Raw genomic sequence first — 17,685 nt, 5'->3', positions numbered from 1 at the left:
ATTCGATAAGGCGCGATATGCACGATTCTTCCGACACCGCTGGCGTGACTGGCAAAGACCCTGCGCCGACCGGCACGCAAACCCTGCTGCGCGGGCTTGGGGTGGTTCAGGCCGTCGCCGGCGGCGCCCGCGATCTCAAGGAAATTGCCCGGCAGATCGGCACCACGCGCAGCACGACACATCGGCTGGCCAGTTGCCTGGTAGAAGAGCGTTACCTGCGCGTGCTGCCCCAAGTGGGGTATCTGCTGGGTCCGAAACTGATCGAGCTGGGGTTTCAGGCGCGCGAAGAAGTGCCGTTGGCGATGCTTGCCAGGCCGTTTCTCGACGAGCTGTCGGCGTTGACCGGCGACACCGTTCACCTGGCAGTGCGCGATGGCGACGAAGTGCTTTATCTGCACAAGAATCCCGGTCGCAACGGTCCGGAAATGCGCTCGCGGGTAGGCCATCGCATGCCGCTGGCGCGCACCGGCATCGGTAAGGCGTTGTTGCTGGACAGTCCCGAAAGCGAATGGCGGCGTCTGTACGACATCAGTGTGCCGGAAGTGACCCGAAACCCGCTGTGGCCTGCGCATCAGGAGCAGACCTGGGAGCAGGTGCGCACGCGGATGCACGAATACGTGAAGGGCGGTTACGCGTTCGATCTGGAAGACAACGAACCGTCGATCCGCTGCGTGGCGGCGCCGATCCGCGATGCGAGCAAACACATCGTCGCTGGTATCAGCATTGCCAGCACGGTGCCGTACATGCCGCTGGAAAAGATGGCCGAACTGGTGCCGGTGATCAAAGAAACAGCGGCACGGCTGTCGGCGGAGTTGGGGGGCTGATCCCTCTGTCTGATCAAACGCCCTTCTTGAAGGAGTGAGCTTGCTCGCGATCGCGGTATATCGGTCTCCTGATGAGGTGAGTGAACGACGGCGATCGCGAGCAAGCTCACTCCTACAGTTATCGCGTTCTGACCGTCCCCATGGAACGATCAGAAGGCAAGCGATCAGGCTTTCAGCGTGGCCATGTCGATGACGAAACGGTACTTCACGTCGCCTGCGATCATGCGGCTGTAAGCCTCGTTGATGTGCTTGATGTCGAGCATCTCGATGTCGCAGCTGATGTCATGCTCGGCGCAGAAATCCAGCACTTCCTGAGTTTCGGCAATGCCGCCGATCAGCGAACCCGCCAGCACTCGGCGCTTCATCACCAGATTGGCAGCGTGCAGCGCCGGGTCCACCGGCTCGATCAGGCCGACCAGGATGTGCACGCCGTCGAAGCGCAGGGTTTCCAGGTACGGATTGAGGTCGTGCTGCACCGGAATGGTATCGAGCAGGAAGTCGAAACGACCGGCAGCGGCCTTCATCTGCTCGGCGTCGGTGGACACGATCACGTGATCGGCGCCTTGGCGGCGGGCTTCCTCCGCCTTGCTGGCCGAGCGGGTGAACAGCGTGACTTCTGCGCCCATGGCCTTGGCGAACTTGATGCCCATGTGGCCCAGACCGCCCATGCCCAGCACGCCCACCTTGTCGCCTGCCTTGACGCCGTAATGCTTGAGCGGGGAATAGGTGGTAATGCCCGCGCAGAGGATCGGCGCTGCGGCGGCCGGATTCAGCTTCTCGGGAATGCGCACCACGAAGTGCTCGCTGACCACGATGCTGTTGGAGTAGCCGCCCATGGTGTTGCTGCCGTCGATGCGGTCGGGGGTGGCGTAGGTCAGGGTCGGGCCTTCCAGGCAGTATTGCTCCAGATCGGCGGCGCAGGCTTCGCAATGACGGCAGGAGTCGACCATGCAGCCAACGCCCACCAGATCGCCGACCTTGTGCTTGCTGACATTGGCGCCGACTTCGGTGACCTTGCCGACGATTTCATGGCCTGGCATCAATGGGTAAACGGCGATGCCCCACTCGTTGCGTGCCTGATGGATGTCGGAATGGCACACGCCGCAGTAGAGGATTTCGATGGCCACATCGTCAGGCCGCGGGCTGCGGCGGTTGAAGGTCATGGGGGCGAGGGGAGTGGTCGCGGACTGAGCGGCGTAACCGATGGCTGTGTACATGTAATACCTCGCAAAAACGATGACGGTTGAGGCGGGCTATTGTCCGCAGCGGGGCCGACGGCAGCCATGACCGATTCTCCGTCTGTCATGCACATTCCTCCGAAGTTGCCTTTGCGGTAGCGGCTTGATGCGGCATATCTGCGATGATGTCAGTGTCTAATCCTCTGTCCGGTCACCTATGTCACTGACTCTTCATTCAGCGGCCAACGCCACGTTGGTCGCCCTGATCAAGCCCCTCGCGGTGCAACCCGGCTTCGTCGATACACGCGTTCGTGGCGTGCAGGCAATGTCGTGGGACCGCTATGTCGCCAGCAGTCCGCAGATCTACGAGCCGAGCCTGATCATCCTCGCCCAGGGCAGCAAACTCGCGCGCCTGGGGCCGCGCACGTTCGAGTACGGCGCAGGCCATTACCTGGTTCAGGCGCTGTCGGTGCCGTTCATGTGCGAAACCTTCGCCACCCGGGACGAACCCATGTATGGCGTCGCCGTGTCCATCGACCGCACGGTGCTGAGCGAGCTGGTGCAGATGATGCACCTGGCGCCCGACCCGTCGGTGAAGGCGCAGACGCCCGAGTCCATGACGTCTGCCGAACTGGACGCATCCATGCGTGAAAGTGTCGAGCGTTTGTTGCGCTGTCTGCACGATCCGCTCGACGCGCAAGTGATGGGCGCGGCGCGGGTGAGGGAGGTGCTGTATGCCGCGCTGCGAGGCGCCCAGGCCGGCGTCTTGCGGGCGCTGGTCGAGCAACAGGGCCACTTCGCGCGGATCGGCGCGGCGCTGCAGTTTCTTCGCGATCATTACAACGAGCCATTGAGCGTCGATGATCTTGCCCGCTGTGCCAACATGAGCGCGTCGACCTTTCATGAGCACTTCAAGCGCAGCACCCTGTTGTCGCCGGTGCAGTACCTCAAGCGGGTGAGGCTGCTCAAGGCCCAGCAGATGCTGATCGGCGAAGGCATGGGCGTGGCGCAGGTCGCGCACAAGGTGGGCTATCAGAGCACGTCGCAATTCAGCCGCGAGTACAAACGGTATTTCGAGCGCAATCCGGGGGAAGAGGGCGACCGACTGCGGTTTTCGGCGTAATGCATCAGGCCTGATAAACGGAAAAAGGCGCCCATCAGGGCGCCTTTCTCTTATCGCTTGCAGCTCAACACTGGCCGCTGGTTCTTTTACATATTCGGGTAGGTCGGCCCACCCGCGCCTTCCGGCGTCACCCAGGTAATGTTCTGCGAAGGGTCCTTGATGTCGCAGGTCTTGCAGTGCACGCAGTTCTGCGCGTTGATCTGGAAGCGCTTGGCGCCGTCTTCCTGAGTCACCACCTCGTACACACCTGCCGGGCAGTAACGCTGGGCCGGCTCATCGTACTTGGGCAGGTTGACGTTGATCGGAATGCCTGGATCCTTGAGCTTCAAGTGGCAAGGCTGCTCTTCTTCGTGGTTGGTACCCGAGATGAACACCGAGCTCAACTTGTCGAAGCTCAGTTTGCCGTCCGGTTTCGGATAATCGATCTTCTTCGAGTCGGCCGCCAGCTTCATGCACGCGTAGTCAGGCTTGTTGTCGTGCAACGTGAACGGGATCTTGCCACCGAACAGGTTCTGATCGATGAAGTTGAAGGCGCCGCCCAGTACCGGACCGAACTTGTGGATCGCCGCGCCGAAGTTGCGGCTGGCGAACAGTTCTTCATGCAGCCAGCTGGCTTTGAACGCGTCGACATAGGTGTTCAGCGCATCGCCGCCTTCGTTGCCCGCGAACAGCGCGTCGGCCACCGACTCGGCGGCCAGCATGCCGGACTTCATCGCGGTATGGCTGCCTTTGATCTTGGCGAAGTTCAGCGTGCCCAGGTCGCACCCGATCAGCGCGCCGCCCGGGAATACCATTTTCGGCAGCGAGTTCAGACCGCCTTTGCAGATCGCGCGGGCGCCGTAGCTCACGCGTTTGCCGCCTTCTAGATACTGCTTGAGGATCGGGTGATGCTTGAGGCGCTGAAACTCGTCGAACGGCGACAGGTACGGGTTGGCGTACGACAGGTCGACGATCAGGCCGACCACCACCTGGTTGTTTTCCAGGTGATAGAGGAAGGAGCCGCCGGTGTTTTCGGTGCCCATGACGTCCAGCGGCCAGCCAGCGGTGTGCACCACCAGGCCTTGCTGATGTTTGGCCGGGTCGATTTCCCAGATTTCCTTCAGGCCGATGCCGTAATGCTGAGCGTCGGCTTCGCTGTCCAGATTGAAGCGCTTGATCAACTGCTTGCCGATGTGCCCGCGGCAGCCTTCGGCGAACAGCGTGTACTTGCCGCGCAGCTCCATGCCCGGGGTGTACAGGCCTTCTTTGGGATTGCCTTCACGGTCCACGCCCAGATCACCGGTGATGATCCCGCGCACGACGCCGTTTTCGTCGATCAGCGCTTCCTGGGCGGCGAAGCCCGGGTAGATCTCCACGCCCAGGTTTTCCGCCTGCTGGGCCAGCCAGCGGCACAGATTGCCCAGGGAGATGATGTAGTTGCCTTCGTTGTGCATGGTCTTGGGCACGAACGCGCCCGGCACTTTGGTGCCGGCTTCGGCGCTGGTCAGGACATAAATGTCGTCGCCTTTGACCGGCGTGTTCAGCGGGGCGCCCAGTTCTTTCCAGTCCGGGAACAGCTCGTTGAGGGCGCGAGGTTCGAACACCGCACCCGACAGGATGTGGGCGCCAACTTCAGAGCCTTTTTCCACCACGCACACACTGATTTCCTGGCCGGCTTGGGCGGCTTTCTGTTTCAGGCGGCATGCGGCGGAAAGCCCGGCGGGGCCGGCTCCGACGATGACGACGTCGAATTCCATGTATTCGCGTTCCACAGGCTATCTCCTACTCAGGGCTCAACGGCATATTTTTTATAGGTTGCTAAAACCGACACGCGCATGGGGTACACCCGCGCGATATCTCAAAGGGTCTGCATTATATCTACACCACCTCACAGGTCCAATACAAACGTTTGTTTGAATCGGCCGAAACCCTGATAAAACATAGGGACGCGGCTTGTGACTGGCGTTTTTGTCGTATTGACCGGACTAGGCGTTCCGGTCAAGATACGGGCGGTTTTGCGCTCGCCGTAGGCTGACCGTCAGGCAGGAGAACGCCTCTAAAAGCGACGCAATGCTGTGCTGCAGATCCGCTGGGCCCAAGGGGCGGCGGGGCGCGGTGCAGTTTACACGGCCAGCCGGCCGCTGGCTTGAGTTGGCGTGGCTGAGCGGCTGTTTTTGCTGAAATCAGCATTCAGCAACGACGAATACGTTGTTTTCAGAGGTGTTCTTTACACTGACGTGTACCCATCGCCGGGCTGAGCCTGGCGACTTTCTTTTCACCGGAGAGTAACGAGGAATCCATGAAGGTTCTTGTAGCTGTCAAACGAGTGGTCGACTACAACGTCAAGGTTCGCGTCAAAGCGGACAACTCCGGCGTCGATCTCGCTAACGTCAAAATGTCGATGAACCCCTTCTGCGAAATCGCTGTGGAAGAAGCCGTACGCCTGAAAGAGAAAGGCGTCGCGACCGAGATCGTCGTCGTTTCCATTGGCCCGACCACCGCTCAGGAGCAACTGCGTACCGCTTTGGCACTGGGTGCCGATCGCGCCATCCTCGTTGAATCCGCTGACGAGCTGACCTCCCTGGCCGTGGCCAAGCTGCTCAAGGCTGTTGTCGATAAAGAACAGCCTCAACTGGTCATCCTTGGCAAGCAGGCCATCGACAGCGACAACAACCAGACCGGTCAGATGCTGGCTGCGCTGAGCGGCTACGCCCAGGGCACTTTCGCCTCCAAGGTTGAAGTCTCCGGCGACAGCGTCAATGTCACCCGTGAAATCGATGCCGGCGCGCAGACTGTTTCGTTGAAGCTGCCAGCGATCGTCACCACCGACCTGCGTCTGAACGAGCCACGCTACGCGTCGCTGCCGAACATCATGAAGGCCAAGAAGAAGCCGCTCGAAACCCTGACGCCTGACGCGCTGGGCGTTTCCACGTCTTCGACCAACAAGACCCTGAAAGTCGAAGCCCCGGCTGCCCGCAGTGCAGGCATCAAGGTCAAGTCGGTTGCAGAACTGGTCGAAAAACTGAAGAACGAGGCGAAGGTAATCTAAATGACTATCCTGGTTATCGCTGAGCACGAGAACGGCGCGATCGCTCCCGCCACCCTGAACACCGTGGCGGCTGCCGCCAAGATCGGTGGTGACATCCACGTCCTGGTCGCGGGCCAGAACGTTGCCGCTGTCGGTGAAGCGGCTGCGAAGATCGCCGGCGTCGCGAAGGTGCTGGTTGCCGACAACGCCGCCTACGCGCACCAACTGCCGGAAAACGTGGCACCCCTGGTTGGCGAACTGGCTGCGAATTACAGCCACGTACTGGCCGCTGCCACCTCCAACGGCAAGAACATCCTGCCGCGCGTGGCTGCGCAGCTGGACGTCGACCAGATCTCCGAGATCATCTCGGTTGAATCGGCTGACACCTTCAAGCGCCCGATCTACGCCGGTAACGCCATTGCGACCGTTCAGTCGTCGGCGTCCGTCAAGGTCATCACCGTGCGCGCCACCGGTTTCGACGCCGTTGCCGCCGAAGGTGGTTCGGCGAGCGTTGAAGCCGTTGCTGCGGCCCACGACGCAGGCAAGTCGTCCTTCGTCAATGAAGAACTGGCCAAGTCCGACCGTCCTGAGCTGACCGCTGCCAAAATCGTCGTTTCCGGCGGCCGCGGCATGCAGAACGGCGACAACTTCAAGCATCTGTATGCGCTGGCCGACAAGCTGGGCGCGGCCGTCGGCGCTTCTCGCGCTGCCGTCGACGCAGGCTTCGTGCCCAACGACATGCAGGTCGGTCAGACCGGCAAGATCGTCGCGCCGCAGCTGTACATCGCCGTCGGTATTTCCGGCGCGATCCAGCACCTGGCCGGCATGAAGGACTCCAAAGTGATCGTCGCGATCAACAAGGACGAAGAAGCGCCGATCTTCCAGGTGGCCGATTACGGCCTGGTTGCCGACCTCTTCGAAGCCGTCCCCGAGTTGGAGAAGCTGGTCTAATCCAGCCGTCTGACTTATAAAGAGAACCCGTTCGTTCGGGCTGCTGGAAAACGTTGATCGTCGGTTGCACTGCGCCGAATGACGTTTTCCCCGGTCGGAACAGAGCGGGTTTTTTTATGGGTCGAAAAAAGGATGTAGCCATGTTGTCGTCAAGGCGCACGCTGGCATCACTGGCAGGCGCAATGCTGCTCGTGCCTTCGCTGGTGATGGCGGCGGGCAAGTGCGATCGTCTGATCGTGACGGGCAGTCCGGATGCACCGCCTTACCTGTGGCGTGATCCGCAGGATCCGAAGCACTTGATGGGGGCCAACGCCGACCTGCTCAAAGAGGCTGCGACGCAGATCGGCATCAAGGTCGAGTTGCTGTTTGCGGGCAAGCGCAGTCAGGCACTGGAGGAAGTGCGCACCGGACGCATGGATCTGCTGGCCGACACCCCGCTGAACGACGCCGAACTCGAGTCGCTGGACTTCGTTCATCCGCCGGTTTCCCAGAATGAAATCATGGTCTGGACCCGCGCAGGCCACGCTCAACCCTTCAACGCGCTGGCGGACCTGCAGGGCCATGCGGGCGCCATCTCCGAGAAAACCCGCGTGACCCCTGCGTTCGAGCGCGCGATCAAAGAGCACCTCACGCTGGAGAAGAAGACCAACCTGACGCAGACCTTCCAGGCCCTCGTTCAGGGACAGGTCGAATACGTGCTCGCCGGACGCTACGCTGGAATGGCGATGACGCAGACCCTGGCGGCGGACCTTGAGGCACAACCGCTGCCGCTCGACCGGCCGGGCTTGTATCTGGCGTTGTCGTTCAATTCGGCGTGTAACGAACCCTGGCTGCGCGGACAGCTGGCAAAAAAAATGACAGAATTGTCCGCTTCGGGCCGCTCCAGTGAAGCCGTTACGCGCAATCTGGAATTGTGGAAAGCCCAGTTGCAGCAGCCGACCAGCGCCACCCACCAGTAGGAATGTTTTTTGAGCTTTCTTTTGAAAATACGACCTTTGATCGCAGCCGTGGCAACGGCCTCTCTGTTCGGCTGCGCGAACGATCCCGCGCCGGTTGAGCAGTTGAAATTGACCGAACAGGCGGTGACTCAGGCGGGCGCCGTGGGTGCGACCGATGACGAACCGGACCTCGCCAAAGCGCAGGCCAAACTGACTCGTGCCCGCGCCGACATGGCCGACAAGGCCTACAAGGATGCGCGCATGCAGGCCGAGCAGGCTGAGCTGGATGCCCGCCTGGCGGAAGCGCGGGTACTGACGCAAAAGAGCGACGAACAGGTTGCACAGGTCAACGCGCGCCTGGAGCGCCTTCGCAAACAGCTGGGGGCGAGCCAATGAACGCCATCCCGCGTGCAGTGAGCGTCGCGATGTTGTTGGCAAGTGCCGGGCTGTACGGTTGCGCGGCTCACCCCGGCAGCGAAGCCACGTTGCAGAGCGCCAGCGCCGATTTCCAGAAAGTCAAAGAAGACACCAACGTCTTGCGCAGCGCGCCGAAGGACGTGATCCGCGCAGGCGAATTGCTCGCCAGAGCCGAGCGTCTGTCCAGTTACATCGGCAGTGCCGACGACGTCAGCCATTACGCCTACCTGAGCAGCCGCTACAGCGCGGTCGCCACCGAGCACAGCAAGTTGCTGCTCAATCAGGAGAAGCTTGCGCGCCTCGAGCTTGAACGCCAGCGCCTGCAATTGGCGCTGCGTGAGGCGAAGTTGTCGGGTGCTCAGCAGCAAGGCAAATGGGCCGAAGATCAAGTGATCAGCCTTTCCACGTTGCAGACCGAACGGGGTCTGGTCATGACGCTGGGTGACATGCTGTTCGACACCGGCCATGCCGAGCTCAAGAGCTCGGCAAACCGAACCGTGCTGAAGGTCGTGCAGTTTCTGCAATTCAATCCCAAGCGCATCGTGCGTATCGAGGGTTACACCGACAGCACCGGCGACGCTCAGGAAAACCTGCAGCTGTCCCGTGATCGGGCGCAAGCAGTGGCGGATGTCCTGGCAGACCTCGGGATCGAAGACGAGCGCATCCAGGTGGAAGGGTATGGCGATCAATACCCGGTGGATGTGAACACTTCCGAACGGGGAAGGGCGCGAAATCGTCGGGTGGAAATCGTGTTCTCCGACGAAAAAGGCCATTTAAGCGCCCCGCGCTGAATTATTGGGTTGATCAGGCCCGGCTGTCTGCAAAGACGCCGGGCTTTTTTGTGCAAATCGTCCATAGGTTTGGCGTAAACGGCTTAACAAAATTTTCTTCACACTCAAGTATTACTGGCGGTTTCCTGAACTGTCCCCGTACACTTCTCAACTGTTCCGGTGAGATTGAAAAGTGTGCGCCGGAATTGACCTGCCTGTGACACGAGGGACGCCATGACCAATCTTCTGCTGTATCAACGTATCGCTCAGCAGTTGGCTGAAGACATTCGCCGGGGCGTGTATCAGCCCGGTGAGCGCGTGCCTTCGGTGCGCAAGATGAGCTCGCAGCTCAATGTCAGTCATGCCACCGTCCTGCAGGCCTACGCCAATCTCGAGGATCAGGGGCTGATCCGCGCGCGCCCGCAGTCCGGTTACTACGTCCATCAGACGCCTGCCCTGACTGCGCCGACCCCGGACATTGCACGGGTCGAGCGGCCGGGTCTGGTCACCCGCGCCAGCATCATCCAGCAAGTGCTGGTGGAGGCCCGACGTGAGGGTGTCTTTGCGTTCGGCGCTGCGGTGCCGCACATCGATTACCTGCCGCTGCGTGCGCTGCACCAGCAACTGGCGAAGGTCACGCGCTTCCAGAGCCCTCGCGCCTTCAACTACATGTTCAGCCCGGGCTTCGAGCCGTTGCGGCGTCAGGTGGCGATCCGCATGCGCGATGCCGGCGTGGTGGTCGATCCTTCAGAGGTCGTCATCACACACGGCTGTGTCGACGCACTGCAGATGTCGCTGCGTGTGCTGACCAGTCCCGGTGACCTGATCGCGGCCGAGTCGCCGACCTATTACGGGTTGCTGCAACTGGCCGATCTGTTGGGCCTGAAGGTGATCGAGATTCCCAGCGATCCGAACACCGGCATCAGTCTGGAGGCCTTGCAGCTGGCGGCCAATCAGTGGTCGATCAAGGCTTTGGTGATGACCTCGCGGTTGAGCAACCCGCTGGGCAGCACGATGCCCGAAGAGCGGCAGAAACACTTGCTGCGGCTGGCGTCGGACTTCGACATTCAGGTCATCGAAGACGACATTTACGGCGAGCTGATGTATGAGCAGAACAAGACCAAAGCGCTGAAGGCGTTCGATCGCCTGGGGCGGGTGATCTACTGCTCGAGCTTCTCCAAGACGCTGTCGCCGGGCGTGCGCATTGGCTGGATGATCGCCGGAAAATACCAGGCCGAAATCCAGCGGCTGCAAACCTTCAGCACCCATTCGGCGTGCAGTGTGACGCAAATGGCCGTGGCTTCTTATCTGGAGAACGGCGGCTATGACAGGCACCTGCGTTACATCCGCCAGGAGCATCGCAAGAACCTGAGCGCCTTTCAGTTGGCGGTGCAGCAAATGTTTCCAGAGGGCACGCAAATCAGCCGTCCGGCTGGCGGGTTCATCCTGTGGATCAGCCTTCCGGGACGGGTCAATACGCAGGAGTTGCACGTGCGCGCGCTCGAGCAGGGCATTAGCATCGCGCCGGGGCTTATCTTCAGTAACACAGAGCAATTCAACCACTGCATCCGGCTCAATTGCGGGCTGCCGTGGAACCGTGAGGCGGAGAGGGCGCTGATGACCCTGGGCATGCTTGCCAAGCAGTTGTGTCAGGACGCCGGTCAAACGTGGTGAACTCAGCCGGTCCGTTGCTTTCCACTGTTCAGGGGCTGGCTGACAAGGCTTCACTTGTCACCGGTTGACTAAAGGGCCAGCATATTGGCTCGTGTCTTAATCTGCCGTCTTCGATCTATGAATTCATTGCGTTGTATTGGCGTGTTGTTGCTGGTCTTGTTGAGCGCTTGCGATGGCGACAAGCCGGTGACACCGCCGCCTAAAGTAGCGACGACCGCGACCGCCCCGACGGCTCAAACCAGGGACGCTCAAGCGCCTGCACCGTTGGAAAAGCCTGTTGTTCCTGCTGCAACGGCGCCAGCGGTGCACGACCTAGCGCCTGACGCTGGCGTGGTGCCCGTTATCGCGTCGAGTAAGCCGCAGGCCCCCGCCAAGTCTGTCACGCCTGGGATCACACCCAATAAGGCGGCTGCGGTCGAGCAGAAATCACCGAGTGCCAATGCCCGATCAGCCAAGGTGAAAGCCGACAATTCAGAGGTGGCCAATCGTGCGCCGGTTGCCAGCAAGACCAAGCCTGCCTCCCAAGTGGTCAAGGACACGCGACTGCCGAAGGCTCAGCTTGATTTGAGTCTGCCGCCGGAGATGGTCAAGCAATTGGCCCCGCCAGCGAATGTGATCACCTCCGCTGCCAAGCCCAAGACGCCTCCGGCAGGCGCCAAGCCGCTGCTGCCGCAGCTGTTTCCTGATTCGCAGAGCGATCCGGATTTTCAGCTTCAGGGCCGTCTGCTCAGCAACGAAATGCAGCTGCAACTGCGTAACGAGGCGCGCCGGGATGTCGAGGGCGCTGCACTGGATTTCAAATTCAAGCAGTAATGGGCCCTCGGCCGTCGGCTTGCGTGAATCCCGTATTTTCAAACGCGCGTTTTAGCGGTTAAGATCCTGTCATCTCTCACTGCCTCCCAGAGTACGTTTTCATGGAATGCCGTCCGGGTTGCGGCGCTTGCTGCATTGCACCCTCCATCACCTCGCCGATTCCCGGTATGCCGCAGGGCAAACCCGCTGGCGAACGTTGCCTGCACCTGTCGGTCGACATGCTCTGCGGGCTGTTCGGCAGGCCGGAAAGACCGGCGGTGTGTAGCCAGTTCTCGGCAGACGTGGAGGTCTGTGGCAGCAGTTCCGAAGACGCCATTCGCCTGCTGGGCTGGTGGGAGACGCTCACATCGGTTGCTTGAAGGCAGGGATGTGGATATATCGAGACAACTGAACTTCAAGAATAAGGAATACAACAATGGGTTCGCTGTACCGGATTGCATGTAGAATCGGCCTGACTGTAATGGTCGCTGCCAGTGCCCAGGCTGAGGACTGGAAGGTCGCCAAGAACGAGGAGGGCATCAAGGTCTCGCTCAGTGACGTCGCGGGCTCTCAGTACAAGGCTTATCAGGGTGTAGCCACCATCAAGGCCGGCATTCCCAAGTTGCGCGCGCTGCAAGAGGATGTCGCTGCCGCGTGTGCCTGGATTCATGAGTGCAAGTCGCAGAAAATTCTCAAGCATGAGGGCGACAAGACTTGGACCTACACCCAGTTCAACACGCCGTGGCCAGTCACGCCGCGGGATTCGGTGCTTGAGGTCACGACCGTGGAAGGCGCCGATGGCAGCCTCACTCGCAAGCTGCTGGGGCAGCCCAAGTACATTCCTGAAGAGAAAGGCTTCGTACGGGTTGCGCAGGTGGAGGGCTACTGGAAGTTCGTGCCCAAGGGCGACAACCTGACCGAGGTTACCTACCAGGTGCACACCGAACCGGGCGGCAGCGTTCCGTCCTGGCTTGCCAACAAGTTCGTCGTCGACGCGCCTTTCAACACGCTCAAGGCGCTCAAGGAGCATGCGGAGCAGTAAGCGCCGCAAGCGTTCTTTAGCGCACAAAAAAGGCTGCCAATCGGCAGCCTTTTTCATGTCGGTGTCGCGCTTACTTGCGCTCTGCGAGTGGCACGATGTCGCGAGAGACTTCACCGGTGTACAGCTGGCGCGGGCGGCCGATCTTGTACGGGCTGGAGAGCATTTCTTTCCAGTGCGAGATCCAGCCGACGGTGCGGGCCAGGGCGAAGATCACGGTGAACATGCTGGTTGGAATGCCGATGGCTTTCAGGATGATGCCCGAATAGAAGTCGACGTTCGGGTACAGCGAGCGCTCGATGAAGTACGGATCGGTCAGCGCGATCTCTTCCAGACGCATCGCCAGTTCCAGCTGCGGATCGTTGGTGATGCCCAGTTCGCGCAGGACTTCGTCGCACGTCTGTTTCATCACGGTGGCGCGTGGGTCGCGGTTCTTGTAAACGCGGTGACCGAAGCCCATCAGCTTGAACGGATCGTTCTTGTCCTTGGCCTTGGCGATGTACTTGTCGATGTTCGAGACATCGCCGATTTCATCGAGCATGGTCAGAACGGCTTCGTTGGCGCCGCCGTGTGCCGGGCCCCACAGCGCGGCGATGCCGGCCGCGATACAGGCAAACGGGTTGGCGCCCGAAGAGCCGGCCATGCGCACGGTGGAGGTGGACGCGTTCTGTTCGTGGTCGGCGTGGAGGATGAAAATCCGGTCCATGGCCTTGGCCAGCGTCGGGCTGATCGGTTTGATCTCGCACGGCGTGTTGAACATCATGTGCAGGAAGTTTTCTGCGTAGCTCAGGTCGTTGCGCGGGTACATCATGGGCTGACCCATGGAGTACTTGTACACCATCGCGGCCAGGGTAGGCATCTTCGCGACCAGGCGGATCGCCGAGATTTCGCGATGCTGAGGATTATTGATGTCCAGCGAGTCGTGGTAGAACGCCGAGAGGGCACCGACGACGCCGCACATGACGGCCATCGGGTGAGCATCGCGACGGAAGCCGTTGAAGAAGGTCTTCAACTGCTCGTGCACCATGGTGTGGTTCTTCACGGTGACGACGAATTGAGCTTTTTGTTCGGCAGTCGGCAGTTCGCCGTTCAGCAGCAGGTAGCAGGTTTCCAGATAGTCCGATTGCTCGGCCAGCTGTTCGATCGGGTAGCCACGATGCAGCAGGATTCCGTTGTCACCGTCGATGTAGGTGATCTTGGATTCGCATGAGGCGGTCGACATGAAACCTGGGTCGAATGTGAAGCGTCCGGTGGCGGTCAGGCCGCGTACGTCGATTACATCGGGACCAACTGTGCCGGTCAGAATGGGCAGTTCGACGGGGGCAGCGCCCTCGATGATCAACTGCGCTTTTTTGTCAGCCATGTGGCCTCCTATTTATGCTTCAAATCATCAGACAGGCCCCCCACGCAGGGCCCGCACCACTATAGTGAGATAAATTCTAAAGTCAATTTGCCAAAAGTCTTGTAGCAGAAGGCTTTAAGGCGATGTTTTCCGCGAAATTACCTGCCATTTACGCCTTTTATCGAGCTAAAGCAATCCGCCCTTAGCGTGGGGTCTTTGCGTTGTCATTAGTTGGCTAACTGTCTATACTCGGCGTCCGACCGCCAGGGGCTTTCAGGCCCGTTTTTCTGGGGGCCGTCACTTCCTGGGTAGTGGGTACCTGACCAGTGCACTTCCCAACAACTTGCCCTGATTGTTAGGGGCTCTTCAGTGTGAAAAAAAGCCGTGAAAAGCCAACGACCTGTAAACCTAGACCTAAGGACCATCAAACTCCCCATCACCGGCGTAACGTCATTTCTTCATCGCGTCTCCGGCATCATCCTCTTCCTGGGCCTCGCCATCATGCTTTACGCATTGAGCAAGTCTCTGGGTTCCGAGGAAGGCTTTGCCGAGGTGAAGGATTGCCTGACCAGTCCGCTGGCCAAACTCGTTGTGTGGGGTCTCCTGTCCTCCTTGCTGTATCACTTGGTGGCCGGTGTTCGCCACTTGATCATGGATGCGGGTATCGGTGAGACGCTGGAAGGCGGAAAACTGGGCTCGAAAATCATCATCGCCGTTTCCCTGGTGTTGATTGTTCTGGCGGGAGTTTGGATATGGTAACCAGCGTTACGAACCTGTCACGTTCGGGCCTCTATGACTGGATGGCGCAGCGCGTCTCCGCCGTAGTGCTCGCGGCTTATTTCATCTTCCTGATCGGATACCTGATCGCCCACCCTGGCATCGATTTCGCCACGTGGCACGCTCTGTTCTCCCATAACGGAATGCGCATTTTCAGTCTGCTGGCCTTCGTTGCCCTGGGCGCTCACGCCTGGGTAGGCATGTGGACCATCGCGACCGACTACCTGACGCCGATGGCGCTGGGCAAGTCCGCGACAGCTGTGCGTTTCCTTTTCCAGGCTGTCTGCGGCATTGCGATGTTCGCGTACTTCGTCTGGGGTGTGCAGATTCTTTGGGGTATCTGATTCATGGCTAACATTAATACACTTTCATTCGACGCCATCATCATCGGCGGCGGTGGTGCAGGCATGCGCGCTGCATTGCAGCTGGCTCAGGGCGGCCACAAGACCGCTGTAGTCACCAAGGTCTTCCCGACCCGCTCGCACACCGTTTCCGCCCAGGGTGGCATCACCTGCGCCATCGCTTCGGCCGACCCGAACGATGACTGGCGCTGGCACATGTACGACACCGTCAAGGGTTCCGACTACATCGGTGACCAGGACGCGATCGAATACATGTGTTCCGTAGGCCCTGAAGCCGTGTTCGAACTCGAGCACATGGGTCTGCCGTTCTCCCGTACCGAGCAGGGCCGCATCTATCAGCGTCCGTTCGGCGGTCAGTCCAAGGACTTCGGTAAAGGCGGTCAGGCTGCGCGTACCTGCGCTGCTGCCGACCGTACCGGCCACGCCTTGCTGCACACCCTTTACCAGGCCAACCTGAAGGCCGGCACCGTATTCCTCAACGAATACTACGCAGTTGATCTGGTGAAGAACCAGGACGGCGCTTTCGTCGGCATCATCGCCATCTGCATCGAAACCGGTGAAACCTCGTACATCCGCGCCGACGCGACCGTACTGGCTACCGGCGGCGCAGGCCGTATCTACTCGTCGACCACCAACGCCCTGATCAACACCGGTGACGGCGTCGGCATGGCCCTGCGTGCAGGCGTGCCGGTTCAGGACATCGAAATGTGGCAGTTCCACCCGACCGGCATTGCCGGCGCAGGTGTACTGGTCACCGAAGGTTGCCGTGGTGAAGGCGGTTACCTGATCAACAAGCACGGCGAGCGTTTCATGGAGCGCTATGCGCCGAACGCGAAAGACCTTGCAGGTCGTGACGTCGTTGCGCGCTCGATGGTCAAGGAAATCATTGCCGGCAATGGTTGCGGTCCCGATGGCGACCACGTGATGCTGAAGCTCGATCACCTGGGTGAAGAAGTGCTGCACAGCCGTCTGCCAGGCATCATGGAGCTGTCCAAGACCTTCGCACACGTCGATCCTGCCGTTGCGCCGATCCCGGTCGTTCCAACCTGCCACTACATGATGGGCGGCATCGCCACCAACATTCACGGTCAGGCAATCACGCAGAACGCCGCTGGCGAAGACACCATCATCCCGGGCCTGTTCGCGGTCGGTGAAGTGGCGTGCGTATCGGTTCACGGTGCCAACCGTCTGGGTGGCAACTCGCTGCTCGACCTGGTCGTGTTCGGTCGTGCTGCCGGTCTGCACCTGGAGCAGGCGCTCAACGAGGGCATCGACTACCGTCGCGCCTCCGACACCGACATCGATGTCGCTCTGGCCCGCCTCAGCGGCCTGAACGAGCGCACCGATGGCGAAGACGTCGCCACCCTGCGCAAAGAGCTGCAAAGCTGCATGCAGAACTACTTCGGTGTATTCCGCACGGGCGAATACATGCAGAAGGGTATCGCTCAGCTGGCCACCCTGCGCGAGCGTATCGCGAAGGTCAAGATCAACGACAAGAGCCAGGCGTTCAACACTGCCCGGATCGAAGCGCTGGAATTGCAGAACCTGCTGGAAGTCGCCGAAGCAACGGCCATTGCTGCAGAACATCGCAAGGAGTCCCGTGGTGCGCACGCTCGCGAAGACTTCGAAGATCGCGACGACGAAAACTGGCTGTGCCACACCCTGTACTTCCCGGGTGAAAAGCGCGTAGCCAAGCGTGCCGTGAACTTCTCGCCGAAGACTGTTCCGACTTTTGAGCCTAAGGTTCGGACTTATTAAGGGTGATCGCCATGTTGCAAGTCAGTGTTTATCGTTACAACCCTGATCAGGACGCTGCGCCGTTCATGCAGGAATTCCAGGTCGACACCGGTGGCAAGGACCTGATGGTGCTGGACGTGCTGGCCCTGATCAAAGAGCAGGACGAAGGTTTCTCCTATCGTCGCTCCTGCCGTGAAGGCGTCTGCGGTTCCGACGGCATGAACATCAACGGCAAGAACGGCCTGGCCTGCATCACGCCGCTGTCTTCCGTGGTCAAGGGCAACAAGCTGGTGGTTCGTCCGCTGCCTGGCCTGCCGGTCATCCGTGACCTGGTCGTCGACATGAGCATCTTCTACAAGCAGTACGAGAAGGTGAAGCCATTCCTGCAGAACAACACGCCGGCTCCGGCCATCGAGCGTCTGCAGTCGCCTGAAGAGCGTGAAAAGCTGGACGGTCTGTACGAGTGCATCCTGTGCGCCTGCTGCTCGACGTCCTGCCCTTCGTTCTGGTGGAACCCGGACAAATTCCTCGGTCCAGCCGCGCTGCTGCAAGCCTATCGTTTCCTGGCTGACAGCCGCGACACCAAGACCCAGGAGCGTCTGGCATCGCTGGATGACCCGTTCAGTGTGTTCCGCTGCCGCGGGATCATGAACTGCGTCAACGTCTGCCCGAAAGGTCTTAACCCGACCAAGGCGATCGGTCATGTTCGCAGCATGTTGCTGAAAAGCGGTATCTGAGTTCCTTGTACCTGTAA

Annotated in this window: 18 protein-coding genes; 15 read left to right on the top strand and 3 right to left on the bottom strand. The window is 60.3% G+C overall.

What is annotated here, in order from left to right:
* The first annotated feature begins 17 nt into the window (after positions 1–17).
* Positions 18–824 carry an IclR family transcriptional regulator gene (locus QRN36_RS22625; RefSeq protein ID WP_285426098.1) on the top strand — a complete coding sequence of 269 codons (807 nt, stop codon included), beginning with the start codon at positions 18–20 and terminating at the stop codon, positions 822–824.
* A gap of 164 nt (positions 825–988) precedes the next feature.
* On the opposite strand, the gene QRN36_RS22620 is transcribed toward QRN36_RS22625, so the two are convergent.
* Positions 989–2,041 (bottom strand): NAD(P)-dependent alcohol dehydrogenase, encoded by a 1,053-nt coding sequence (locus tag QRN36_RS22620; protein WP_093459236.1) that lies wholly within the window; start codon positions 2,039–2,041, stop codon positions 989–991.
* A 178-nt stretch (positions 2,042–2,219) separates the two neighbouring features.
* Between QRN36_RS22620 and QRN36_RS22615 the strand changes: the two genes are divergently transcribed.
* Positions 2,220–3,125, top strand: a complete 906-nt coding sequence (locus QRN36_RS22615) for an AraC family transcriptional regulator (protein ID WP_285426097.1) — start codon at positions 2,220–2,222, stop codon at positions 3,123–3,125.
* Between the two features lie 86 nt (positions 3,126–3,211).
* On the opposite strand, the gene QRN36_RS22610 is transcribed toward QRN36_RS22615, so the two are convergent.
* Positions 3,212–4,876, bottom strand: coding sequence for an electron transfer flavoprotein-ubiquinone oxidoreductase (locus QRN36_RS22610; RefSeq protein ID WP_285426096.1), 1,665 nt, complete (start codon positions 4,874–4,876; stop codon positions 3,212–3,214).
* A 527-nt stretch (positions 4,877–5,403) separates the two neighbouring features.
* Between QRN36_RS22610 and QRN36_RS22605 the strand changes: the two genes are divergently transcribed.
* The 9 genes from QRN36_RS22605 (at position 5,404) to QRN36_RS22565 (ending at position 12,716) form a co-directional block, all read left to right on the top strand.
* Positions 5,404–6,153, top strand: a complete 750-nt coding sequence (locus QRN36_RS22605; protein ID WP_093459233.1) for an electron transfer flavoprotein subunit beta/FixA family protein — start codon at positions 5,404–5,406, stop codon at positions 6,151–6,153.
* Positions 6,154–7,083 carry an electron transfer flavoprotein subunit alpha/FixB family protein gene (locus tag QRN36_RS22600; RefSeq protein WP_285426095.1) on the top strand — a complete coding sequence of 310 codons (930 nt, stop codon included), beginning with the start codon at positions 6,154–6,156 and terminating at the stop codon, positions 7,081–7,083.
* A gap of 143 nt (positions 7,084–7,226) precedes the next feature.
* Entirely contained in the window at positions 7,227–8,042 is an 816-nt protein-coding gene (locus tag QRN36_RS22595) for an ABC transporter substrate-binding protein (protein ID WP_285426112.1), read from the top strand.
* Positions 8,043–8,063: 21 nt separating this feature from the next.
* Positions 8,064–8,417, top strand: a complete 354-nt coding sequence (locus tag QRN36_RS22590; protein ID WP_285426111.1) for a DUF4398 domain-containing protein — start codon at positions 8,064–8,066, stop codon at positions 8,415–8,417.
* Positions 8,414–9,229 carry an OmpA family protein gene (locus QRN36_RS22585; RefSeq protein WP_285426094.1) on the top strand — a complete coding sequence of 272 codons (816 nt, stop codon included), beginning with the start codon at positions 8,414–8,416 and terminating at the stop codon, positions 9,227–9,229. Before QRN36_RS22590 ends, QRN36_RS22585 begins: the two co-directional genes overlap by 4 nt.
* 213 nt (positions 9,230–9,442) lie before the next feature.
* Positions 9,443–10,882 carry a PLP-dependent aminotransferase family protein gene (locus tag QRN36_RS22580; protein ID WP_285426093.1) on the top strand — a complete coding sequence of 480 codons (1,440 nt, stop codon included), beginning with the start codon at positions 9,443–9,445 and terminating at the stop codon, positions 10,880–10,882.
* 303 nt (positions 10,883–11,185) lie between these two features.
* Positions 11,186–11,695, top strand: a complete 510-nt coding sequence (locus QRN36_RS22575) for a translation initiation factor 2 (RefSeq protein ID WP_285426092.1) — start codon at positions 11,186–11,188, stop codon at positions 11,693–11,695.
* Positions 11,696–11,796: 101 nt separating this feature from the next.
* Positions 11,797–12,054 (top strand): YkgJ family cysteine cluster protein, encoded by a 258-nt coding sequence (locus tag QRN36_RS22570; protein ID WP_285426091.1) that lies wholly within the window; start codon positions 11,797–11,799, stop codon positions 12,052–12,054.
* Between the two features lie 56 nt (positions 12,055–12,110).
* Positions 12,111–12,716, top strand: coding sequence for an START domain-containing protein (locus QRN36_RS22565; protein ID WP_285426090.1), 606 nt, complete (start codon positions 12,111–12,113; stop codon positions 12,714–12,716).
* A gap of 70 nt (positions 12,717–12,786) precedes the next feature.
* Here the strand turns inward: QRN36_RS22565 and gltA are convergent, their stop codons facing one another.
* Positions 12,787–14,076: a citrate synthase gene (gene gltA / locus QRN36_RS22560; RefSeq protein WP_285426089.1), complete on the bottom strand. Its 1,290-nt coding sequence runs from the start codon at positions 14,074–14,076 to the stop codon at positions 12,787–12,789.
* Between the two features lie 363 nt (positions 14,077–14,439).
* Here gltA and sdhC point away from each other — a divergent pair, with 363 nt between their 5' ends.
* From sdhC to QRN36_RS22540, 4 genes are read left to right on the top strand one after another with little or no spacing between them, the layout of a single operon-like run.
* Complete coding sequence (gene sdhC, locus QRN36_RS22555; protein ID WP_285426088.1) at positions 14,440–14,814, top strand: succinate dehydrogenase, cytochrome b556 subunit; 375 nt, start codon at positions 14,440–14,442, stop codon at positions 14,812–14,814.
* Complete coding sequence (gene sdhD / locus QRN36_RS22550) at positions 14,808–15,176, top strand: succinate dehydrogenase, hydrophobic membrane anchor protein (RefSeq protein ID WP_093459224.1); 369 nt, start codon at positions 14,808–14,810, stop codon at positions 15,174–15,176. Before sdhC ends, sdhD begins: the two co-directional genes overlap by 7 nt.
* Before the next feature lie 3 nt (positions 15,177–15,179).
* Entirely contained in the window at positions 15,180–16,952 is a 1,773-nt protein-coding gene (gene sdhA / locus QRN36_RS22545) for a succinate dehydrogenase flavoprotein subunit (RefSeq protein WP_285426087.1), read from the top strand.
* An 11-nt stretch (positions 16,953–16,963) separates the two neighbouring features.
* Positions 16,964–17,668: a succinate dehydrogenase iron-sulfur subunit gene (locus QRN36_RS22540; RefSeq protein ID WP_093460102.1), complete on the top strand. Its 705-nt coding sequence runs from the start codon at positions 16,964–16,966 to the stop codon at positions 17,666–17,668.
* The last annotated feature ends 17 nt before the right edge of the window (positions 17,669–17,685 follow it).

Origin of the sequence: Pseudomonas sp. efr-133-TYG-103a, assembly GCF_030209235.1 — a bacterium.
In the GTDB taxonomy this organism is placed as follows: Bacteria; Pseudomonadota; Gammaproteobacteria; order Pseudomonadales; family Pseudomonadaceae; genus Aquipseudomonas.
Note: the sequence above shows the minus strand (reverse complement) of the source record. Positions and strands in the feature narration are given on the sequence as shown.